This is a genomic window from Bacteroides celer (assembly GCF_002632415.2).
Lineage (GTDB): Bacteria > Bacteroidota > Bacteroidia > Bacteroidales > Bacteroidaceae > Bacteroides.
On record NZ_CP178209.1, the window covers coordinates 4987143 to 5011816 of the forward strand.

Below are 24674 nucleotides of genomic sequence, written 5' to 3' on the forward strand. Positions count from 1 at the left end.
ATCTTATTTATATGAATTAATATCAATCATTTTCGGGTTCTGTGCAGCCTGTTTGTGTTCGCTACCAGCGTAAACATACAAGTTGTTCAGCAATTTAGCTCCCAGGATATTCTTAGGAAGCATGCCCTTCACTACTTTTTTCAGTAATCTCTCTTCACCGTTCGGTTTTGTAATCAAACGGGCAGGAGTCATTTCTCTCTGACCACCAGGATAACCTGTATATGACAAATAAACTCTGTCATTCCATTTGTTACCAGTCAGTTTTACTTTGTCTGCATTGATGATGATAACGTTATCACCGCAGTCTACGTGAGGAGTAAAGTTTGGTTTGTACTTTCCTCTCAGCAATTTTGCAACTTTTGCTCCCAGACGGCCTAATGTTTGGTCTGTAGCGTCAACGATAACCCATTCTTTGGTTACAGTCGCTTTGTTTGCAGAAATGGTCTTGTAACTTAAAGTATCCACTCTAATTTTGTTTTTTTAAATGTTACTACTAAAAATTTCTTCACCACTCATTAGTCTTCCCCGGACAAAGGAATACTAACTTGCTATGAATTAATCTCTTATCATTTTGTGATAATAATCGGCTTGCAAAAGTACGGCTTTTCTTTGAATTGGCAAACTATTTTTGTATATTTTTCCAGTCGCCTATTCTATTGAGAGTCTTCTTAATACCCATTATTATTCATTCCATTGAGTTTCGGATTACTTTGTATCTCTTTCAGAGGGATAGGGAAAAGTTCATGTTTACCCTCCGTAAAATTCCGGTAAGCCGGATATGGTTTGTTCTCTTTCTGATTGACGGAACTGATCTCACCAAACAGTTTCAGAGCCTTGCCCAGTACTCCCCAACGTATCAGATCATATTTGCGTTGTCCTTCAAAAGCCAGTTCGAAGCCACGTTCCCAGTAGAGAGCCGTACGGAACTTTCCTTCCGGTGTAGAGTCGTCAATGAAAGTCAGGTTATGTGTCTTTTTCCGTACGCTCATCATTTCATCATAATTCGCTTCTGTAATAGAAGTTGCTTCAGCACGTGTACGTACGCTATTCAGCAAATCCCATGCTTTTTGTCTATCTGTTCCTGTTTCATTATACGCTTCGGCAGCCATCAATACCACATCAGCATAACGCAAAGGGCAATAGTTCACATCCGCATAATTGATATTCTTGTTCCATGACTCTTTCGGCATCCATTCCCGGCGCCATTTTCCCACATACCAGCTTCCTGCGCTTCTTTCTTCTTTTACATGCTCTTTTTTAGTACCATTCCAGGTATAACGATAGGTGCAAATAGCAACATCACGGCGTTTATCGCTCGCTTCGAAAAAGTTACGCCATTCGGGAACCACTATAAAAAAGCCGTTGGCACGTCCCATATACTGATTTGCCTCGGATGCGGAAACTCCGGTAGGTTCCGCTACCTGCGGGCCGTTATAAATTCCCCATGCTCCACCATTACGACGTCCTTGCGAATGATAGAAAGCAATCTCCCAAAGACTCTCCTTATTATTCAGTACCCCCTGCGAGTAGCTTTTAAAGAGTGCCTCATAACCACCGTCATAAAAATCATGGTACCCTTTCTTTTCAAAAGCCTCCCACTCTTCTATCACTGCATCGAAATATTCCATTCGCTTACTGTCCTTCGGACGTTTCAACTGTCCATTCGATTGAAGGCTATATCCTGCACGCTGCAAATATACACGCATCAGCAATGCACGGGCAGCCCCCTGTGTCACCCGTTCGGGACTGGAAGAAGCAGTTGCCCAATCCAGATTGTTCTTAGCGAAAGTAAGGTCAGATATAATCTCGTCATAAATCACTTCCCTGTCCACACGTTCACCAAAAGCAGATTCGTAAGATGAAGAATAAGATGTTTTGAAAGGCACATCTCCCCAATATCTCACCAAATCAAATGCGAGGAAAGCACGCAGAAAGCGAGCTTCTGCTTCCAATGCTTTCAGACGGGTATTTTCTGCGTATCCTGTCATGCCACAGATTCCGTCAATGGTGAGGTTAGCCCGGTCGATTCCCTCATATTTCAGTTTCCAGATACTTTCAATCCATGTGTTCGTGGAGTTTAGCTGATAATGTGCAATATCGTGAACCTGATTGTCAGACTGCGTACGAGCCGTATAATAGGTATCGTCCGATGCGGGAGAAGCCATTTCGTACCAACCGTAATGATTAAAGTCCGACAATGAACTATATATTCCCATCACTGACATTTCCGCTTTATCTTCCGAATCGAAATAGCGGTCCCGGTCATATTTTGAGTTAGGTTCTTCCGTTAGCAAATCCTCGCAAGAGGTAAGCCCTGTAAATAACAAGGCGAATACGGCATATAATAGATGTATCTTTTTCATGATTACTATGTATTTAAAGAATTAAAATGCTACGTTGAGACCAAAAATAAAAGAACGGCTAAGCGGATACGCTCCAAAGTCAACACCCGGTGTCAAACCGCTTTTCATCGTAGAGACTTCCGGATCGAAGCCTGAATACTTGGTCCAAGTCAACAGATTATTACCGGTGGCATACAAACGCAAGTTCTTCAATCCCACCCTTGCAATCAGATTTTTAGGGAATGTATATCCCAAAGTCACATTACTTAGTTTCAAATAGGAAGCATCCTCCACTGCCCATGAATGAATATAATTGTCTCCTTGTTGAGCATCATGATAAGCGGCTACGGTTTTACCTGCATTCAGAGCAGCCAGTTCTTCGGGATCTGTCACTTTCTGTCCATCCGAATTGATGGTCATCCAGCGATTAGAGCTATTCATCACGTCCAATGCGTTGTAGTTCAGGCTACCCACCTTACTGGTAACCAGTTTGGTCGCATTCAACACTTCGTTGCCATAGCTGAAAGTCAGAAATATACTTAAATCAAATCCTTTGTAAGTAAAAGAGTTGTTCAATCCTCCGTAGAATTTCGGTTGAGCGTTACCAATGACCGTTTTATCATTTTCATCAATCACATTATCATCTCCGGTCAAGTTCTTAAACTTCCACATACCCGGACGAATCTGACCTTTATCACCATGATAAGGTACTCCATCTTTCAATGTATAGGTCTGCGTAGAAGCATCATAATTGAAATCATCTACCTGATACAGGTCCTCGGTGATGTAACCATAAAACTGTCCTAATGGTTCTCCGACAGCAATACGATGGGTATTTTGGTTAAAACCGAACTTGGCTTCATAGAGTTGTACCGCCTCACCGGTCAATGCTTTCACGGAATTTTTATTGTGAGACAGCGTCAGTGTAGTATTCCAACTAAACTTCTTTGTAGAGAAATTCACTGTATTCACAGTCAGTTCCACACCTACATTCTTCGTTTCTCCGGCATTAATCAACATAGTCTGATAACCGGAAGAATAAGGCAGCTGGGCGTTAAGCAGCAAATTACTACTCCTATTTATATAGAATTCGGGCGAAACAGTGATGCGTTGATTCAGAAAACCTAAATCGACCCCCATATTAAAAGTCTTGTTCGCTTCCCACTTCAGATCGGGATTCGGTATCTGCTTGGAAGCATAACCGGGAGTAAGCTGATCTCCCATAGCTGTGATGATGGAAGACATCAAAGCAAGGCTGTTATAGCTACCGATCCTGTTGTTACCCGCCAAACCGTATCCGATACGGAATTTCAAGTCAGAGAAAATATTCAGTTTCTTTATAAAATCCTCTTCACTCACACGCCAGGCTGCCGATACGGCAGGGAAATATCCCCATTTATTATTCTTTCCGAATTTAGAAGAGCCATCCGCACGGAACGTCGCGGAAAACAAATACTTATCGGTAAAGTCATAGTTGAGACGAGCGAAGAAAGAGAGCAGATTATCATCATAGTTTTCATCGGACGAAGCAACGGATGGAGTACCCAGACTCATATCTCCCAAAATGAACTCATCGGTAGGCAACCCACTGACACCGGATTCGAGCACACGAGTCCAGCGTTTTACAAATTCCTGTCCCAATTGTACTACCACTTTATGCTTCTTCTGAAAACGTTTATCATAAGTCAAGACGTTAGAGGTCTGAAAACTTCCGGTCTCCGTATTCCTGATGGAGCCGTAAATACCGCTGCGTCTTCCCATAATAGATTGGTCGCCATAGAAAAGCTCCCGGCGGTAAAGCTGATAACGCATACCTGTATTGTTGCGGAAAGTCAATCCTTTGATGATTTTGAAAGTCAGTCCGCCATTGGCTTGCAAAGTACGTGTTTCCTTATTATCCTTTTCTTCAGCGGCGGCAATCAACGGATTCTGCATCACGTTTCCGTCTGCATCGCTTAATACAGGGTCTTCTCCTGCCAACAAATCCGAGTCATTGCCACGTATACCAATGGTAGGACGGTATTGCAAAATCTGAACCATTTTATTAAACTTTGCATCTACATTACTTCCGCCTTCATTCGTACCATTTCCGGCAACACCTGCTCCATACACTTTCAGATAATCGAAGTTGATACGTCCTGTAACGGAGAGCCGCTTATTCACTTCGCTTTTCACGCTAAGCGCAATATTATGTTTGTCGCTGCCGCTATATACCATCGCACCTTCATCCTTGAAGTAACCATAAGACATATTGTAGTTCAACTTATCATTACCACCGTTGACGCCTACCCGGTAATTTTGCGTAACGGTAGTACGTCCCATCGTACGGTCCAGCCAGTCGATACCTTTACGATTGCCATAGTTCTCATGAAGATCGACAAAACCACCATAACGATTCTGCCATGACCGCATACTTTCCTCGGGATCAGTAGCATCTCCTAATGTTCTTTCATAATCCGCCAACACAAATTCCTCCACACTTAATACATCTAGCCGCTTGGCAAGCGTACGCACACCGACATAAGAATCGAAAGTAAGAGCCGCTTTCCCTTCACTTTTCGCACCGCTTTTGGTGGTGATTACCACTACGCCATTCGCTCCCCGGGCGCCGTAGATGGCTGTTGCCGAAGCATCTTTCAACACGTCGATACTTTCAATATCGGCAGGATCAAGGCTGGACATGCCATCTTCCGTCGGAAATCCGTCGATAATGTAAAGCGGTTCGTTGCTTTGCGTAATTGATATACCGCCACGAACACGCACTGACATAGTAGCACCGGGCTGACCGTCTGTCTGTATAATCTGCACACCTGCCATACGTCCCGCTAAAGCTTGGGTTACATCAGACGAAGGAACTTTGAGCAAATCGTCGCTTCTCACAGAAGCCACGGAACCGGTCAGGTCTTTACGCTTTACTGTTGCATAACCGATAGCTACCACCTCATCCAACAATACCGACGCAGCTTTCATGGTCACATCAATCTGTTTTCTTCCTTTCACGGGTACTTCCATATTTTCCAATCCGATAAAAGAGAAAACCAAGACATCTTTCTGCGAATCACTAACGGTAATGGTGTATTTACCATTGATATCAGTAATGGTACCCGTGTTTTGTTTTCCTTTCACGGTTACATTTCCTCCAATCACTTCCAAGCCTTCGTTGTCCACCACCTTACCGGTAACGGTCAAACTCTGGGCATAAATGCCGGATACACCGACAAGAAGCAATAAAATGCAAATAATTCTACTTTTCATCATATTCTGTTTGTTATTTATATTCACTATGTTTCATTGTTTATCATTGATTTACTACCCGGGTAGATATAGGACTCCGGTCGGTCATTTCTACCACCTGATAAGCCCCGTCTATCTCGTCGTAAAGCAACGAGGAACCCGTATATTGTCGAGAGTAAAAATTGCCATTCAACGCAGGATTGTCTGTTCCATAACTAAATACTGCTTGTTCGGTGCGATGACTCACTGTCAGTTCCGGTGCCTTGGAAGCATCCAAAACCGCTTTGATCGTCCAGTCGCCTACGTTAAAGGTATCACCGTCACGGTTAATAATAGAAACAGCCTCATCTTCTACCTGAATAATAGCCAGGAAACGGGTGGCAGAACAACCGTCAACCCGTGCAGTCAAATGCCACTGGTTGGGATACTCCGCTCCGGTGATAGCGGGCGGCACTACAAAACGGTCCGTTTGGGACAGCGTAAAAACATGTCCTCCAAAAAGCTGCGTCATAGCCATCCATCCTTTGGTTTTATTATTTGTAGACAACGTTTTCTTTGTCGCATCCATCTTAAATTCCGTAGGACTATGCAACAGCCACTCCCAGCGGACAGCCTCCGATGCTTCCAGTTCATCATACACAATCACCGTATGAGGATGAAGCATCAACACATGTCGGCGGTATTTAGTCAACGGGGTGGCACCGAATCCATTTTCCGGCGTCTGCTCAATACCTGCCTGCTTGAAGTAGCCAACCCACATCGGGTCATTGCTGATACCTCTGTAAGCATGTGAAGCATCTCCCAAACAGTAACTGATATGCTGTCCGCCCATAGCACGCATCACACTGCCATAACCTTCGGTAGAATAAGGTTGTCCGATACCGTTTACCAACAGTGAATTATGCGCCCGCGTATGGCGATAGGACATCAGATTATGAGCATCGCTGAAATTCTGATAATAACCCGTACTGCGATACACATCGACACCCTTATACAACAGGTTAAAAGCATTCTGACTGGCAGTAGTGTGACTGCCGGACCCGAATGTACTGGAACGGAACGAGAGCGCAAGATCCTTTCCCGTATCTTCCGGAGCACTATGCATGGCTACTTCACCAGCGTCTTTATACCATACCATTTTATCAGCCCCGGCAGGAAAAGTTGTATTGTAATCCTGATCGGTACACATCCGGTAAAGACGCAATTCATAATCTCGACGCAACAGGTCCCGACATTCTCCGGCATACCATCCGGCATAGGAATTACCCGTTTCACATGCCAGATAGTCAGCAAAGGCGGCAATCAGACGGTTGGGTTCACTCCCCTTTTCACTACTGTCACCAAAGCCGTTGCTTTTCGATCCCGGCGGGCAAGTATAAACCAACGAACGTCCGGCATTCTGATACCACGGATGTGATAGAAAATCGTACCGACTGATAAATGAAAGAAGAGACGGCATATACGCCAAAGTCAATATATTGGCACTGAAATAACCGGTACCATTGTGCCATATACCGTCGCGATTGAAACCGGAAGCAGGAGCACGGGCTGTCCACAATTCATAATAGTACTCCATCATGGGCAACACTTCGGAAGAATAGGCCGGTTTGTCGTAAAGCGACAAAGCCACTTGAAAGAGGACACGCATATTCTGCTGCCAAAAATGATTATCAAAGAGATGGTTTTCCTGAAAACCGCAATTTACCTTGTAATAGTAACGCGCCACACGCATCATCAGTTCTTCGGCAGCAGTACGATCGGAAGCAGACAAATTATTATAAAGCAGATCGTAGGCTGCAACAAGACACCATGCGATGTTGCTGGCAGTAAAGTTGGATGCAAAAAGCTGTCCGTCAGCAGGGGGAGCGGCAATCAACGCTTCGAGAAGCTGGCGTAACTTTTCGGCATAAATTTCTTTTTGGGTCAGGTGATAAGCCTGATAAAGATAAGTGGCATGCTGCCGGAGTTCTTCGGCACGATTATATAAATCAGTCATTCCGGTGTATTCGGCGTTCAATGCCAGAGAAGCACGACTTTGTAGTTCTTTATATTCAGGGTGTGAAGTGACACGGTTACGAGCCCCCTCAATACGGTCGTCTAAAAAATAGTAAATACGAGGATGCAGACGGGGAGCATTTGCTAAGAATGTCTGAAAAGAAGGTGTTACAAATTCCGGTGTATCATTCTTCACTTCGAAACGATAGATAGCACTCCATTCACCGGGCATTGTCCCATTAAGATTAGTGGAACGAAAGCGCCAATACCATGTGCCAACGTCCAAGCGGCGATGAAGATTATACATACACCATTCCTGCGGTGCGGAAAGTAGCGTTTCGGAACTGCTGAAATCTTCAGTACGTGAAAGGGAAAATTGCAGTCTTTCGCCCGTCTTCATGGCTTGAGGGACAATAAGGGGAGCAGGATTCAGACACAATTCATTATCTGCTTTAGGATAAGGTTGTGTCCGTATCTTATCCTGATAGGCATCGGGAATTCCGGCTGGCGTCTCTGGCTGTGTACTGTCCGGTTCGGGCAGCGAGTCAGATGTACAGCTACAGAACAACTGTACCATGAACAAAAGAAAAACCGATAGGCGAAATGTGGTGTGCATATTATCTTTTTTTCTAGGTATAAGATTAGAGGGCTATTTTCAAAAGTTTCAATGTAAGAAGAAGGTAAAGCGGGATGGGGGGATCCCACTTTCCTTGAACTTCTATTGAGTAAGGTCGAATATTCTGTGACTATTTAAAGATTGTAATCATGGGGCGGCAAAGAGCTTGTTGATTAAGAGCTGTCTTAACACTAATGCCTGCCTCTGTCGCATTAGTTACTGCACCATTAGCTACATTAATACGTACTCCCGAAACATTACCTTGGTTATTGATGGTACTGGAAGCATAGTTCACTGTATTAATCGGATCTCTATCAAACATTTTACCATTAATAAATCCAAACTCCGGAATATTTCTGAAGTCCTCACTACCAGTAGCAGGCACCTCTTTCATAGTGAACAACGTACCCATAAACGCACTCAATTGCGGCAATGTAGGAATATACCATGCACTCAAATTCTCACTATCAGGAGCATGTTCTCCCACCCATTTCTCATAAGTTGTTTTAAACGCAACATCTCCAAGACCTGTTAATAAAACGTCCGTAGTCTGTGTTCCATTTGTCACACTGGCAACTGTTTCGGTCAAAGTAGTCAATAATTCAGTATTAAGAGTTTGACGACCAGTCGCCACATTTTCAATCGCTACCGCATATCCGGCAATTGTCTTGCCCTGAAGTGCTACAGGATAATTAGCCGACACATCACTACCAATAGCCTCCATTTTGAAAACAATACCGATAGCATCTGCTGCATCACGTACCACTTTACCTTCAGCATTGATATAACTACCAACCTTCATTTCCAATGCTTCATAATCCGGATCCACTCCTACTTCAATGTCAAAGTTTCCATCTCCGATTTCAAATTTAGCCATAATCTGCATATTAGCGTCCAAAGGTAATGTATTTGCCGGTATTTTAATCTCTTTACTATATCCGCCACTCAATGCCATGGTTATTTCTTCTGTAAATTTACTTACATTTGAAGGAGCAAAAAAGAAATTAGCGAACCAATTGCCATCCGCAGAAGCAAAACCTGCATTTGTATAAGTCACAGGAGTCGTAGCAGAACATTTACCCTCTAAAATATCATATCCGCTCAAAGCGTTATATTTTATTTCCAGTTTATTAGCTGCCGCAGCTACTTCCGGATTCTTCGGTTTTACGCTCACATTGGCAAACGGCCGCTTCAATGTCACACTGGCATTACCAATCGTTTCCAATTTTCCGCAGAAAGCGTCGCTGGCTGCCATCAACGCATCATTAGTCAGATCGAATGATGCAGTATTATATCCTACTGCTCTCAAATCAGCAGTGTTATATACTTTATTAGCGGCACCGCTTTCCGGTACATATTCAGCCCAAAACAATGCTTTCGACACTTCTTTTTGTTCATCTACGGAAATAGTGAAAGATACCTTACCGTCTGTAATCGGTTTAGTTACCTGATCGCCTATCTTATTGCCATCAGCATTCAGTAATTGCATGATACATTGCATCGTATAACCGTCAGGAATGGTAACCGCACGGCTAAAGACGTTATTTACAGGAGCCTGTACAGAGATAGTAACAGGAGCATTGATTTCTGTTCCGTTGTCCGAAACGATTTCTTCTTGTCCACAGGATGCAAAAAGCACTACGAACAAAGCCATTAGCGAATAAAATAAGTTCTTTTTCATGATCTTAATTGTTTTATGGTTAAGCTATTTTTAATTGATTTGTCTATTTTATAATTCTCCAAGATCTACCTCCAGATCACCTTCATAATCGGGGTCGATCCCTATTCCTCCATTGATATCGGAAGTCAGGAAGTTACCGCGTACCGTTGTGTTTTTGCCCCGTTCGCAAGGAATACGGAAAGCTGTACGTGCCAGCACTTCATTCTTCTCATTCAAGATTTCGAGTTCTACAGGAATAGAAACGGTTTCTCCGGCATCGGTCAACACATAGTCGAATCCCAGTTTCAGTTCTTTCGTACCATCGGCAGGGCGTTCAAAGGCCACTTTATATTCCATGTACATGAGCGAGTTCTTGGGTACATCGTCCCACAAATTGTAGCCGGTAGGTAAATAATCACTGTACTTCACACGAGCGGTAAAACTTTCACCTTTCAGTCCGCCTGTGGACAGTTTATTGAGAAACGTTGCCACATCTTTAGCCACCAGTTCATAGCGTGCTACGGGGCGATACAGTTCAACGTCAAGACTTGTTTCAGCTCCCCAATGATTGCGGAAAGAAGTCAGGTCTGCCATAGCAGAAGCAGCAAAAACATCTTTATAGCGGCTATTCCCTATATACTTTCCGGCAGGAAGGATAAAAGCCAGATTCTTGGCATCGTAAACAAGTCCCTGTTCCGGTGTCTCCGCATTCACATAATCGGCCCACACCAGGATGCGGTAATTACGGGCGTGCAGCTTCATACTAACAGACAGACTGGCACGGTTAAAATCCTCTTCATATACCGTTTGCCGTGCCGCCACCTGTCTATCCAGATAGGCTTCTACGATGAAACGACGCAGATAGTTAGTTTCCGACGCACGGGTGATGGTCACCGGTGCTCTTTCTGCCAAACTTAGATTCATTGCCAGATTAAGGTTGAGTGTTACAGCTGTCGGGTCCACTCCCAGTTCTCCTTCGGGAGTCATTTCCGGTTCTTCGTGCAGGCTGCATCCATTCACCAGCAGGGTGATGAACAACAAGAAAGTGCACTGTGCCAGTATATATAAATTTCTTCTCATATTGTTATTTTATTTATATGTATGTTCCTATCTAAGGTTAGAAGCGGTAGACCAACGATGCTCCCACACGGGTTATCCCCCAGTAATGACGGACACGCGTATCCAGCTGTGCGCCGTTGTCTACATTATAATAGGTGTTATACTTCATGTTGGCATATCCCACTCCCAGATTAAATTCCGCTCCCCAGTGTTTGGAAAGAGGGAGTTTGTAACCGTAGCTTATTCCGGCTCCCAACAGCGGACGATCAGTATCTTGATAACGGTCATCGTTCCACTTTACGTTAAACCATGCCACGTGGGCGTGCAGTCCGACAAAGTGTCCCCGTCCTGTTTCATTTCCTATCCACCAGCGGGCTTCAGGTTGCAATGCTACCGTACGCACGCCGTGCTTATCCCCCAAGTCCCACAAACTGCAAGTCAACGGCAACTCTACCGTGATCTTTTTATGCACCTGCATTTCCACGGCAAGGTTCAGCAAAGCACAAGCATCATATATTACATTCGTTTTCAGTGCCAGATAGCGTTGACCATCAAAGGCAGCCGCTTTCTTTCCTGCATTCTCTTTGCCGGATTGGCGTTTATCCTCCTCCTTTTTTGAAGAAGTCGCAACTGCTGTTTCCTGCTTTTTCCCGCCGGGCTTGTAAACCGTAGTTTCCTCCGGAGCTGCCGAAGTCTGTACACGGGGTTTACCGGGAGTCTGTGCCGACAAGACGGTTATGCCCGATAATGCAGCCAACAGACATATAGTTCTCATATTAAAAGTAGAGTGTCTCATATATTCGTATCTTTCATGTTCATTGATCAGATTTCCAGTTCGGGCACTGTATCCCTCATTACCGTTTCGTACCCATCCTCATTGATGACAGTAGCTTCACCTTTATAAGTGATATTCACCTTCTCTTGAGTGCTGCGGATAAAGAATGAAGGAGCACCGTCGGATTTCAGGTTTACACTGATTAGCCATCCGCCCACTTTGATACGTCCATCAGACAAGATTTCAGGGTCTTTGGCAGGATATTTCAGTGCATGTGTATTGATGATAGTGGCAAAACGATATACTTGTGCTTTTTCCGATGTAGCGGTGAAATGCCAGTGATTAGGATACTTCTTGAACACCCCTTTGTCATCAGCACGTAGCCAGTTGACTGCCGGATAGAAAAAACGGCTCGTTGTATCTGTCTGCAATGTTCCGGTGGAGAAAAGATAAGCGTCTGATGCTCCTCCGCGGTTCGTGGCTTGAATATGCACGAAGCGATGATTCGATTGATCCACTGTCATGGGATTTTCTGTGGTATGCAGCAAATAACTCCAGTTTACAGGTTCGTCTGCCACGAGTTCGTCATAGATAAAGATGAGTCCTGTCTTTCCCAAATTGACAATATGACGGCGGAACGTTTTCACATGGTTCTCATCCCAGCCATTTTCGGGCGTATAATGCACCTCCGACTGTTCGCCGCGTGTCAGCCAAAGCGGTGAAATCACTTTTCCGTAAGCATTGGAAGCATCACCCAGCACATACCCGATCTTCTCGCTGGCATAATAACGGGGAATCCATCCATATCCTTCCGTACCGATACGTTGTCCCATACCGTTCACCAGAATTGTATTGTGAGCACGCGTGGCACGATGACACAACATACTATGTACGTCGGTAAACTCAATGTGGTGTCCGCTACTGTAAAATAATGGTTTTCCACCATAGAACGTATTGAAAGCATTCTGATTGGCAAGTGCATGAGAGGTAGAACCATAAGGGCTTGACCGGAAACTCCACATCGCATTTCCACCTACTCTGTCCCAGTTCGTCTGGAAAGAGGCAAGTCCTGTTGCGGGGAAGACGTATCCTGCAGGGAGTGCTGTCAATCCTTCACCTTCCGGCAGAGGTTTATCACATTGCAGGCGGAACCAGGCAAGATCACCGGGCTTACTCAATAAGGCTTTCTTCATATAATCCGGTTCCACCTTCAATGTGCGGCGTACGAAATCAGCGGCATAAGTGTTTCCGGTAAGGCGTGCCAGCGCATCCAAATAACCTATACGGATACTGTTTGGACGTGCCACATTCTGATGCGAACTTCCGTTTCCTCCAGATTTGGAAAAAGGAGGCTGCTGGAAGATGGTATACATGATATTTCCCTGATACCAAGGATCGGAAAAGAAGTCGTAACCGGTCAGTTTGCTATAATAGTAAGGCACTTCGACTAATGTACGGGTGTTGACCGTAAAGTAAGAATCGCCATTGTGCCAGCCACCGTCTTTGTTCAATCCGGGAAAACGTGCCAACCAGACGTTATAACAGTAATCCACCCATGTATCGGCTTCCGGCAGATCGCCATATACACTGAATGCCGCCATTGTAAGGATGCGAAGTGTCATCTGCCACACATGATTGTCGGCGATGTGGTTCTCCATCCGGTTATTAAAGTTCTCATACATTTCACCACCTTTATTTTTGATGGCTTCCAGCAATGCTTTCTTTTGTGATGTATTCAACCGGTCGTAGAAAGAATCATAAGCCATAGAGCAGAGAGATAATAAGCTAGAAGCATTAAAATCTCCTTTCACATTCTTATCTTTATCCCAGTCGGCCATAATAAATACCCGTTTGATGGCTTCGTCAGCATATTTAGTATCCTGCGTCAGCAACCAAGCCCGTATCAATGCTTCGGTATTTCCCTCTTCCGCATCGATGATGCGCCGGCTCTCACGAGTGAGGTATGAATTTATCTGCATCTCGTTCTTCAGGTTCTTCACCTGCGAGACATTAATATCTTTCACTGATTTCATTGGAGTCTGAAGTACCTGATCTGCACGCTCAAGATACCATTGCCTTTCTGCCTTTTGTTTGCTGTGATTTATAAAGTCCTTCCATTCGTTCTTCATGATCCACACACGCGGATGGTCGGCAGGTAGTTTTGCCAACACTGTTTTCAATGAAGGCGGACAGAATTTGCCCGGACGATCTTCTACGGTGACTTGCTGTGTGCTTCCCCAAGTCACTTGTCCGTTTTCTACGTAACCGAACTGCCAGTACCATACCCCCGGCGCAAGCGGTTGTTCCGGATTATAGAACGGCCAACGAGTTTCCACCTGAACAACTCCGGACTTCAATCCGGCATCCTGCGAATAACGTAACCGATAGGTAACTTTTGTTTTATCTACCTTCTTTACTTTGTGTTCGAATCCATCCAACGGACTGTCCTGCGAGTTCATATCCGAACGGAGCGGCCATTGGAAAGAAACCGCACGGTCATTTACCACCGCTTTATCAAGAGGATAAGGAGTGGCACGCATTTCATGCATCAACGTTGTTTCCGTCAACTTGATGACTGCTTGTTTTTGCGCATGTGTCATCTGTGCAGCCACAGACAAGATTACGAATGAAATCAATAATACTTTTTTCATGATATCAAATGATTGGTTTTTCTGTAGGCAAATGTAGATAAACTGTCCGAAACGGAACTTTCAATTCATTTCTTCCTTCTCTGATACTGTCTAATAGGACTTTGTTTTCGTTCATTTCAACTTTAAATTCGTCCAAAACAAGCGTTACAGGAAGCTACAAAGAGGGTAAAAGGGTAAAATAGCCCCCAAAACGGAATGACTGGAATTGATAGAAAGATGAAGGTTATTAGTTCTTGTTTAGGTTTTCACCACAGAGGACGCGGAGGACACAGAGGTGAATTTGGTTTATGACTTACGGTGGTGACCCTAATTCTGATGCGTAATCCTCCTACTATAAAGTTGAAAAACATAAAAACATCTGCCACCTGCAACAAAACGCGTGTAATACACTAATTGACAAATAGTTGTAGCGTGGCAGATACTGTTGCAGATAGGTTGCAGATCAAAGTATCTGCAACACAGTATAAGCCTTGCATAAGCCAATTCTCCAGGAGGGCAAAAATTTATTGTATGCATTAACTTCCCGTTTCCAGGCGGGGAACTGTCGTTTCCGGCATTAGAAATTACAGTTTCCACGGTAGGACACGAGAGTTTCTAAGGCGGGACACGAGAGTTTCTACGTAAGGATACTGTCGTTTCCCCGTAGAGACACCACAAATTCTCCATAGACATCCCAATTATCCCATAGCTTTGCACAAAGGAATCAAGGCTTTTTCTTTGATTATATAACGCGTTGCAGATACTTTATCTGCAACCTATCTGCCACAGTATCTGCCACGTTCCAACTATTTGTCAATTAGTGCATTACACGCGTTTGGTTGCAGGTGGCAGATGTTTTTATGTTTTTCAACTTTATAGTAGACAAAAAACTCTCATTCATTTCTGTACCGGCATGAACAAGATTCACCTCTGTGTCCTCCGCGTCCTCTGTGGTGAACAAATGCATAACCGCAAAACAACTACTTAGTATGCTGCTTCACATACTCCGATGGCAGACAACCGACATACTTCTTGAAACTGGTAGAGAAGTAAGAAGAAGATCCGAACCCTACCATTCCGCTAATCTCCGAAATGGAGTAGCGCCCTTCAAGCAACAATTTACACGCCTTATTAAAACGGATGCGCCGGATAAAGTTGGCAGGCGGTTCACCGGATATGGAATTCATCTTGAGATACAGTGATGAACGGCTCATACAAAGCTGGCTTGCCAACTCATCAGAGGTGAAGTCTTCATTACTGATATTTTCTTCTACTACCTGAATAGCTTTGCTCATGAATTCCTCATCCAGATTATTCGAAGTCATTTTAGCAGTATCTATATCAATCGTATTCGAATAATAGTGTTTCAACCGCTGGCGTGCTTTCAGTTGATTAGCGATTTTTCCTTTCAATAAATGAATCGAGAACGGTTTGGTAATGTAATCATCCGCCCCAGCCTGAATACCTTCCGTCTGTGCATCGACACTTCCTTTGGCAGACAACAGCAGGACGGGAATGTGACAGGTTTGCAGATTTCGTTTAATAAGCTGGCAAAGTTTGATACCGTCAATACCCGGCATCATTACATCGGAAAGGACAATATCCACACGGTGCTCTTTCATAATAGCCAATGCTTCTTCGCCGTTTCCGGCGGTAAGCGTCACATAGTTCTGCCGGAAATTATCTTTCAGGTAATCCACCATTTCTTTATTGTCATCTACCAACAAGATAGTAGGCCGTTCTTCCTCGCTGCCGACTTCTATCTGATCGTCGTCCGATTTCTCGTCTGAAACCACAGCTGACGCATCACCAGAGAAATATTCATCAGCCACCGGAAGCTCCCGGAGAGAAGCAGATGTTTCGACTTCATGTGCCGGCAATTCACGCTCTTTCTCCGTGAAGGCAGCCATATCAGCAGGTAGCGTGACTTTAAATTCGGTATATTGAGCAGGTTCGCTTGCTACCGTAATAGTGCCATGATGCTTTTCTACCAGCATCTTCACCAATGACAATCCGATACCCGTCCCCTTTCGCTGACCGTCTACCTGATAGAAACGTTCGAAAATGCGGGTTAGCTGTTCCGGAGACATACCGATTCCGCTATCTCTTACCGTGAAGCCATAGGTATCTCCCTCTGTCCATAAGGAAAGCGAAATACTTCCACCGTCCGGTGTAAACTTAAAGGCGTTAGACAGCAGGTTCATCAAGATAGTCTCTACATACGTCCGGTCCGCCGGAAACAATCGTCCTTCCAGATCGGATTTTATATGAAAGCTGATAGCACGCTTCTGCGCATTTTCTTTAAACAGGGCAAAAGCATCTTGCAACAGTCCTTCTACATTCACCTGCGCAACATGAATAGGCATTGCACCTGCTTCGGCTTTACGGAAATCCAGCAACTGGTTGACAATGTGCAACAACTTACGACCGTTCTTATAAACGTAATCCAGTTTCTGCTGTACCGGAGTACCTTTCAGATTGCTCTGCCCCAGAAGTTCCTCCAACGGAGCCAATATCAGACTCAACGGAGTACGCAACTCATGAGACATATTCATGTAAAAACGTACTTTCTCCTGACTGATTTCTTCTATCTTGTTTCGTTCTATCTGTTCGATCCGGACTTGCATCTTCATTTTGGCACGGGCAATAAAGAAATAGATCACAAAGACGAGAAGCCCTACAGAAAAGAAGATGAAAAGTGTCTTTGCCCACCAGGTCTGATACCACATCGGAATGATATGCACAAAAAATTCAGTGGTCGCCTCGCTCCACTTTCCATCGTTGTTGCATGCCTTCACCTTAAACACATACTCACCGGGCGGGAGATTGGAATAACTTGCCCGTGCAAAGGAAACATGACGGGAGTAGTTCCACTCGGTTTCAAAGCCTTCCAATTTGTAAACGAACTGGTTCCGCTTGCCAGCCAAATAGTTGATAACGGCAAACCGGATATTAAAAAGTTTCTGATCGGAAGGGAACGACATACCCAGCATCCGCCCTTGCTCGTCCTGATAATAACGTACCCGTTCACTTTTCATATCCGTAATCACCTGATTTAAGACAACGGCTCCTGTTACCACCGCATCCGGGGAATATGGATTATCACCCAATTCGTATGGCTTGAAATAGGCAACGCCCCCAAGAGACCCTAGGAAGAATGTACCATCGTGCGCTTTGCAAGCTCCGAAATAGTTAAACTGATCGTGAGGCAATCCGTCCTGCTTCGTATAGTTGAGGAAAGTACCCTCCTCCGTATTGAAGCAAGCCAGTCCCTTGTTAGTTGTCAACCATAAGCGCCCCCGTTCATCTTCCAGTATATTATAAATAAAGTCGTTTGGCAAACCATCTTTCATCGTATAGTGTTTCCAGGCAGTCGGTGCTCCTTCCTTATAGCAATATAATCCTGTGGAAGAACCGATCCAGATTTCATGACGGCTATCCTCCTGTACACAGAAAGCCTGTATCAACCCATGCAGATAAGCCGAAGAGGAAAGATGCAGTTCTTCCAGTTTCCCGCCGGCATACAAAAACAGGCTCTCTTCCGTACCAATCCAGATTCTTCCTTTTGAATCGCGAAACAAAGTATATATCAATACATTCTCCAACTTTTTATGCTTTTTAGCCAACGGATGCTGTGAAAGCTCGCCGGTCTGTTTGTCGAAAAGGTAAAGCCCGCTCATGCCGCCTACCCAAAGCGTTCCATCCGTTCCGTCTAATAAGGAGTAACAACTGTTAGTCAGGGAAGTAGAATGGGGAAAGGAATATGTTTCTATCCTGCCACTCTGATGACGCAGACGGCTCATTCCCCCTCCATGAGTGCCGATATAGACACTTCCATCCTTGTCCGTCCATATACATTTTATATTGTCCGACTTTAAAGCATTGGCGGAAGTACCCGTCCGGTAATATGAAAAGACTCCGGTTTTCCGGTTATAATAATTTAATCCGCCGTCGTTCGTGCCGATCCAGAGATTGCCATTATCCGGGTCTTCGGCAATACAGCTCACCGTGTTATCACTTAACGAATTCCTCCAGGCGGAATGTTGCAAGCGCCCGAATGACGGAGCGAGAGGATGATAATAATTAAGCCCGCCATAAAATGTACCGATCCACATTCCCCCTTGATTGTCTTTCAATATAGAGCGGATGGAATTATGCCCCAAGGTAGTCGGATCTTCAGGAGAAAAACGGCAGATACGGAAAGTTCCCGTCTCCGGTTCAAGGATAAGCAAACCTTCCATGGTTCCTATCCAAACCCTTCCTTTATCATCTCCGGACAATGTCCTGACCGAGTTCGTAAGGAAATAAGCAGGAGTATTTTGCTTGTTATAATGATGTTTTATTTGAAAGTTGTTATCTACACAATACACGCCGTTTGTCAATGAAGCCAGCCAACAGTTGCCGGTTTTGTCATCATAGAGCATATCGGAGATGGTTTCTCCTTTCAATTGGAGAAGAAGCCGGGTCACGTTTTCGTTGCGTACATAATAGAAATAGACACCTTCCGAAGTTCCCAACAGGAAACCGTCATTCATCCGGCAAACTGAATAGATCGTTTTTCCGGCAAGTTCCGGCTGCACTTTCATCCGCCCGGTCTTTTTATCAAAAACCACCAGGCCGATATTGGTAACAAGCAAAAGCCGGTCGCCTTCCTCCGGTTCTCCGATAGCCAATACTTGCATCGGCTGATTGTCCGGTGACGAATAATTGGTGAAATTATTCCCTACTATATTATAACGGGATAAACCGACCTGTGTACCTACCCATACCGTACCTTTCGAATCGGTATGAAGTGAATAGACATGATTGTTTGCCAGACTGGTCGTATCATCCGGCGCTTTATAATACGAAACGAAACGGGAACCTTCATACCAGTTCAGTCCGTCTATGGTGCCTACCCAAAGCTTATTATTATGATCTTGTGTCAGAGCAAGCACAGTATTTTGCGACAGCCCGTCATCCACGGATAATCGCTTAAAATGAATGAAGCTGTCGGCGGCCGATACAGCCAAAGGAAAAAATAAAATGCAAACGGTTAATCCGAATAGGTATCTAAATAGCAAATGTCGGTCTTTCATGAGCTAATATTGAAGAATTTATCGTAAAGATAAGTATTTTCAATTCAATCTGATAAATGAATCCCGTTTTTTAACTCATATAAAGGACCGGTATCGGCTCAAAACAGGGTAACCGCGCCAAAGTCCGACAGTTATGAATTCATATTTTAGATGCGGTTGCCCTGAACTTTAATTTTTTTTTACGGTTTCTCTTCAAGTTAGTAAGACGGATTTTCTGATTTTTCTTTCAGATCTTTATAACGTTTCAAGGCTTCCAGATAATAATAATCGGCATAATTGAGCGGAGTATCAATTTCACTGTCGTGCGGGAAACTACCAACCGAATGTAACAGGACGAAACCATGATTTTCTCCTTCTTGGGCCAAATAATCATCAGAGGATAACTGTTTCAGGATATGCTCCGCATAACGGAAATATTCTTCCCCTTGTTTCTTGTCGCCATAACCACTCAACTCCAGTAATGCAGAAGCTGTTACGGCAGCCGCAGAAGCATCCCGCGGTTCATTCGGAATATTAGGAGCATCATAATCCCAATAAGGTACATAGTCATTTTCGGACGGGCGGTGATCGATAATGAACCGCGCTATTTTATGAGCGGCATCCAGATAGTTCTGCTGCTTGGTGAAGCGATAACACATGGTATATCCATACACTCCCCAAGCCTGTCCACGCGCCCAAGCGGAAGAATCGGCATATCCCTGAAAGGTTCCTTTCGACTCTACTTCACCGCTATCCGCCAGATAACTTACCACATGATAGGAAGTCATGTCCTCCCGGAAGTGATTCTTCAACGTTTTGTTAGCATGAGAGATGGCTATTTCACGATATTTCGGATTATTGGTTTGTTCCGAAGCCCAGAACAACATTTCAAGGTTCATCATATTATCAATAATCACCGGATAACTCCAATCACCGAAATCCCACGAACGAATCAGTCCGACTTCCGGACGAAAACGGGAGCACAAGCTTTCTGAAGAATGAATCAGAATCAAACTGTCCGTTGGCTCCGGTTTCAAACGGATGCCCTGCCCATAACTGCAAAACATCATAAAACCCAAATCGTGATTACCCGTATAATATTGCATATCCTGCAGACGGTTCGTATATTTACGCGCCTCTTTTGCGAGAGCCTCATCACCAGTCAACTCGTATGCCAGCCACATGGAACCGGGATAGAAACCACTCGTCCAATCTGTGGGGTGCTCCAGTCTGTACTTTCCTTCTTTAATAGAACGGGGAAAACAGGCGGTATCCGGTTCATTCTTCAATTGTTCTGCCATATAAAGCAACTGATGTCCCGCTGTTTTCACTGCATGGTCGAACCATGCCATCTCATTTCCTTTTGAAGCATCGCAAGCAGTCAGGAGCGCCATACTCCCTACCGCCAGTAAAAGTTTGTTTTTCATTGTTCCACTTTATTTTGTTACTGTATTCTATTACTGGCAACAAAGTTAGAGCAAGTCGCGGACAGACCCTTTGCAAATCTATTTTTTCATTTTCGTTTCTATTTCTACGGACTTTGATTTTGTCCAAAAGTGCTTTGTTTTTATCTTTTATAGAAAAACAGGCACAGATTTTACCCAATAAGCTGTTGTCAGACATAACCAAACAACTATGCAGCCTTTTGCAAAATCCGTGCCTCCACCAAAAAGTACGCGCTCTTCTATCTCACAATATCTTCCGGGAATTTAGCCGGCATCTCCACCCTCTTCCAGGTTTCATAATACCAGGTGTTCAACTCATTTCCATTCAAATCATTCTTGATAAAATATTTCAGATGGAGATAATCATTGTCCTTAATCTCAAATTCCAAAATATTGTCCTGATTGTCCAGCATCGGGAGATGAATGTTCTTCTCGATACTTTCCTTATAAGAATCGTCCGTGAGTTGTTTATAAGTACCGTATCCAGTAATAATCGCATCCGCACCGGGAATAATGGTAAAGTTAACAATTTGTCCGTCATCACCCAATACTTTAAATGTATTACTGGGTTTCAACGCTCCCGGAACATCGGGAGACTCGGATACATAATGGCAGAGCTGCCAAATACCTTTCAAATCGGCCGCTTTGAATTTGGTTTTCTTCTGGGCCGTCGCACCTGTTACCGCTAACAACATTATTGAAAGCATGGTAAAGAAATAGAGCTTTTTCATTGTTGTATTATTTTAGTTAACACTCTCGAATGCGTATTTCCAAATATAAAGATTTATTTTGAGAATACAGCAATTCAGAGCATAAAAAAACTCGCATAACCTAAAGATTATGCGAGTTTTACATAAATATACCGAAATATTAGAAATCAGCATTTCTTGGTGTACGTGGGAACGGTATCACGTCACGGATATTCGCCATACCTGTTACAAACAATAACAGACGTTCGAATCCTAATCCGAAACCGGAGTGAGGACAAGTACCGAACTTACGGGTATCCAGATACCACCACATATCCTTCATCGGGATATGCATTTCTTCAATACGGGTCATCAGCTTGTTATAGTCGGCTTCACGTTCGGAACCACCGATAATTTCACCAATTTTCGGGAAAAGAACGTCCATGGCACGTACAGTCTTACCGTCTTCGTTCTGCTTCATATAGAAGGCCTTGATTTCCTTCGGATAGTCAGTCAGAATCACCGGACGTTTGAAGTGTTCTTCCACTAAGAAACGTTCGTGTTCGGAAGCCAGGTCCACGCCCCAGTAAACCGGGAATTCGAACTTATGCCCTTTCGCAACAGCTTCTTCAAGAATCTTGATACCGTCTGTATAAGGCAAACGTACGAAATCATCTTTCAATACACCTTGTAGACGTTCAATCAAGCCTTTGTCGAACATATCGTTCAGGAACTTCACATCATCCGCACAGTTATCCAACGCCCATTTCACACAATATTTGATGAACTCTTCTGCCAAGTCCATGTTGTCTGTAATGTCGTTGAAAGCAACTTCCGGCTCAATCATCCAGAACTCTGCCAAGTGGCGGGGAGTGTTGGAGTTTTCGGCACGGAACGTAGGACCGAATGTGTAGATAGCGCCCAAAGCAGTAGCTGCCAACTCACCTTCCAGCTGACCGGAAACAGTCAGACTTGCCTGCTTACCGAAGAAATCATCTTCATAAGAGATAGAACCTCTCTCGTCTTTCTTCAAGTCATACAGGTTCATGGTAGTCACCTGGAACATCTGTCCGGCACCTTCACAATCGGAAGCCGTAATGATCGGCGTATGGAAATAGAAGAAGCCCTTTTCATGGAAGAACTTGTGAATAGCAATCGCCATGTTGTGACGGATGCGGAACACTGCACCGAATGTATTGGTACGCGGACGCAAGTGAGCAATCTCGCGCAAGAATTCCATAGAGTGGCCTTTCTTCTGTAATGGATATGTATTATCGCAAGTACCCAGCACTTCGATTTCACGAGCCTGCACTTCCACTTTCTGTCCGGAACCCACTGATTCTACCATTTCTCCGTTCACGCTGATACAAGCGCCGGTAGTAATCAGTTTCAGCATCTCTTCATCGAAATTAGCCAAATCTACTACGATCTGCAAATTATTTATTGTAGAACCGTCATTCAGTGCGATAAAGTTTACTTGTTTGCTACCTCTACGGGTGCGAACCCATCCTTTCACATTGACCATAGCGCCAATGTCTGTGCGCTTCAACAGGTCAACAATTTTTGTTCTACCAATCTTTTCCATTTAACTTTTTCTTTTTAGATACAAGAAGACGAGGTTTCAAATGCAGGATGAATTCTTTCCTGCTTTCTTTCCCCGTCCTCTGTCAAGTTGTTATTTATTGACTTATTACTCAAACGAACCCATGCGGAGGTAGTTTACTTCTGCTTCCGACAGGTAACGCCAGTCTCCGCGACGCAGACCTTTTTTGGTCAGTCCGGCGAAGAACACACGGTCGAGTTTTACTACTTTATAACCCAGTGATTCGAAAATACGACGAACGATACGGTTCTTACCGGAGTGAATTTCGATACCTACCTGGTCTTTCTTGAAATCATCTGTATAGCTGATCGCATCTGCATGGATTTCGCCATCTTCCAACTGGATACCAGCTGCAATCTGCTCCATATCTGCTTTAGTCAGGTTCTTGTCCAGATGAACATGATAAATTTTCTTCTTCAGGAATTTCGGGTGTGTCAGCTTGGAAGCCAGATCACCGTCATTCGTCAGTAACAGTACACCAGTCGTGTTACGGTCCAGACGTCCTACGGGATAGATACGTTCGTTGCAAGCACCTTTCACTAAATCCATTACTGTACGGCGTTCCTGTGGATCATCCGATGTAGTAACCGTATCTTTCGGCTTATTCAACAATACATATACCTTACGTTCGATGCTTACCGGTTCATCGTGGAACTTAACCACATCCGAACGCTTGATCTTTGTACCCAATTCCGTTACTACCTCACCGTTTACAGAAACCACACCTGCTGTGATAAACTCATCAGCCTCGCGACGTGAACAAACACCGGCATTAGCCAGGAACTTATTCAGACGGATCGGTTCATTCGGATCAACAAACTGTTCCTTGTACTCGATCTGTTTCTTTACGCTATACTTAGCATTCGGATCATAATCGCCGGTACGCGGACGAGGACGATAGCCTCCTTGTGAACGGTCATTGTTGTATCTCGGACGGTAACCTCCCCCACCGCCGTTATTGCTGCGATAGCCGCCACCTTCGCCGTTATTAAAACGGGGACGATACGGACGGTCACCACCTTCACGGTTGTAAGAAGGACGTTGAGGACGGTCGCCACCTTCGCCGTTATTAAAACGGGGACGGTAAGGACGGTCGCCACCTTCACGGTTGTAAGAAGGACGTTGAGGACGCTCGCCACCTTCGCCGCTATTGAAACGGGGACGTTGAGGACGGTCATAAGAACCACCTTCACGGTTGTAAGAAGGACGTTGAGGACGGTCATAAGAACCACCTTCGCGGTTGTAAGGACGTTGCGGGCGTTCACCTCCTTCATTATTGTTATTGAAGCGAGGACGATACGGACGATCTCCACCTTCACGATTGTAAGAAGGACGTTGGGGACGGTCGCCATAAGAGCGGTCACCGTACGAACGCTGCGGGCGTTCGCCTCCTTCATTGTTGGCATTAAATCGCGGGCGATACGGACGATCCCCGCCTTCACGGTTGTAAGAAGGGCGATACGGACGTTCTCCACCTTCTCTGTTGTAAGACCTGTTACCATCACGGCCGGCACCTGTATTCTCTTCATTGAAAGAATTTTCGCGCCATTCTTCGTTTTCTGTGCTCAT

General features: G+C 44.5%; 13 protein-coding genes. All 13 read right to left on the reverse strand.

Translation table 11 applies throughout. The features are described from left to right. Positions 1 to 3 precede the first annotated feature (3 nt). Complete coding sequence (gene rplM / locus CJF29_RS20275; RefSeq protein ID WP_004297202.1) at positions 4 to 465, reverse strand: 50S ribosomal protein L13; 462 nt, start codon at positions 463 to 465, stop codon at positions 4 to 6. A 203-nt stretch (positions 466 to 668) separates the two neighbouring features. Beyond that, complete coding sequence (locus tag CJF29_RS20280; protein WP_099146033.1) at positions 669 to 2363, reverse strand: RagB/SusD family nutrient uptake outer membrane protein; 1695 nt, start codon at positions 2361 to 2363, stop codon at positions 669 to 671. A gap of 21 nt (positions 2364 to 2384) precedes the next feature. Continuing rightward, complete coding sequence (locus CJF29_RS20285; protein WP_099146043.1) at positions 2385 to 5600, reverse strand: SusC/RagA family TonB-linked outer membrane protein; 3216 nt, start codon at positions 5598 to 5600, stop codon at positions 2385 to 2387. A 40-nt stretch (positions 5601 to 5640) separates the two neighbouring features. Then, positions 5641 to 8187, reverse strand: a complete 2547-nt coding sequence (locus CJF29_RS20290; protein ID WP_074559871.1) for a DUF4962 domain-containing protein — start codon at positions 8185 to 8187, stop codon at positions 5641 to 5643. A 130-nt stretch (positions 8188 to 8317) separates the two neighbouring features. Then, positions 8318 to 9868 (reverse strand): hypothetical protein, encoded by a 1551-nt coding sequence (locus tag CJF29_RS20295; protein ID WP_074559873.1) that lies wholly within the window; start codon positions 9866 to 9868, stop codon positions 8318 to 8320. Positions 9869 to 9916: 48 nt separating this feature from the next. Beyond that, positions 9917 to 10927, reverse strand: coding sequence for a DUF6562 domain-containing protein (locus tag CJF29_RS20300; protein ID WP_074559875.1), 1011 nt, complete (start codon positions 10925 to 10927; stop codon positions 9917 to 9919). A 37-nt stretch (positions 10928 to 10964) separates the two neighbouring features. After that, on the reverse strand, positions 10965 to 11702 hold the full coding sequence (locus CJF29_RS20305; RefSeq protein ID WP_074559877.1) for a DUF3575 domain-containing protein: 738 nt from the start codon (positions 11700 to 11702) through the stop codon (positions 10965 to 10967). A gap of 26 nt (positions 11703 to 11728) precedes the next feature. After that, positions 11729 to 14332 (reverse strand): DUF4962 domain-containing protein, encoded by a 2604-nt coding sequence (locus tag CJF29_RS20310; RefSeq protein ID WP_074559879.1) that lies wholly within the window; start codon positions 14330 to 14332, stop codon positions 11729 to 11731. Between the two features lie 959 nt (positions 14333 to 15291). Next, entirely contained in the window at positions 15292 to 19389 is a 4098-nt protein-coding gene (locus CJF29_RS20315; protein ID WP_099146034.1) for a hybrid sensor histidine kinase/response regulator transcription factor, read from the reverse strand. 197 nt (positions 19390 to 19586) lie between these two features. After that, entirely contained in the window at positions 19587 to 20795 is a 1209-nt protein-coding gene (locus CJF29_RS20320; RefSeq protein WP_099146035.1) for a glycoside hydrolase family 88 protein, read from the reverse strand. Between the two features lie 257 nt (positions 20796 to 21052). Beyond that, a complete protein-coding gene (locus CJF29_RS20325; RefSeq protein WP_049701811.1) occupies positions 21053 to 21544 on the reverse strand; it encodes a DUF4488 domain-containing protein in 492 nt (163 codons plus the stop codon). Between the two features lie 139 nt (positions 21545 to 21683). After that, positions 21684 to 23087: an asparagine--tRNA ligase gene (gene asnS, locus CJF29_RS20330; RefSeq protein WP_004297192.1), complete on the reverse strand. Its 1404-nt coding sequence runs from the start codon at positions 23085 to 23087 to the stop codon at positions 21684 to 21686. A gap of 105 nt (positions 23088 to 23192) precedes the next feature. Next, positions 23193 to 24674 (reverse strand): pseudouridine synthase, encoded by a 1482-nt coding sequence (locus tag CJF29_RS20335; RefSeq protein WP_099146036.1) that lies wholly within the window; start codon positions 24672 to 24674, stop codon positions 23193 to 23195.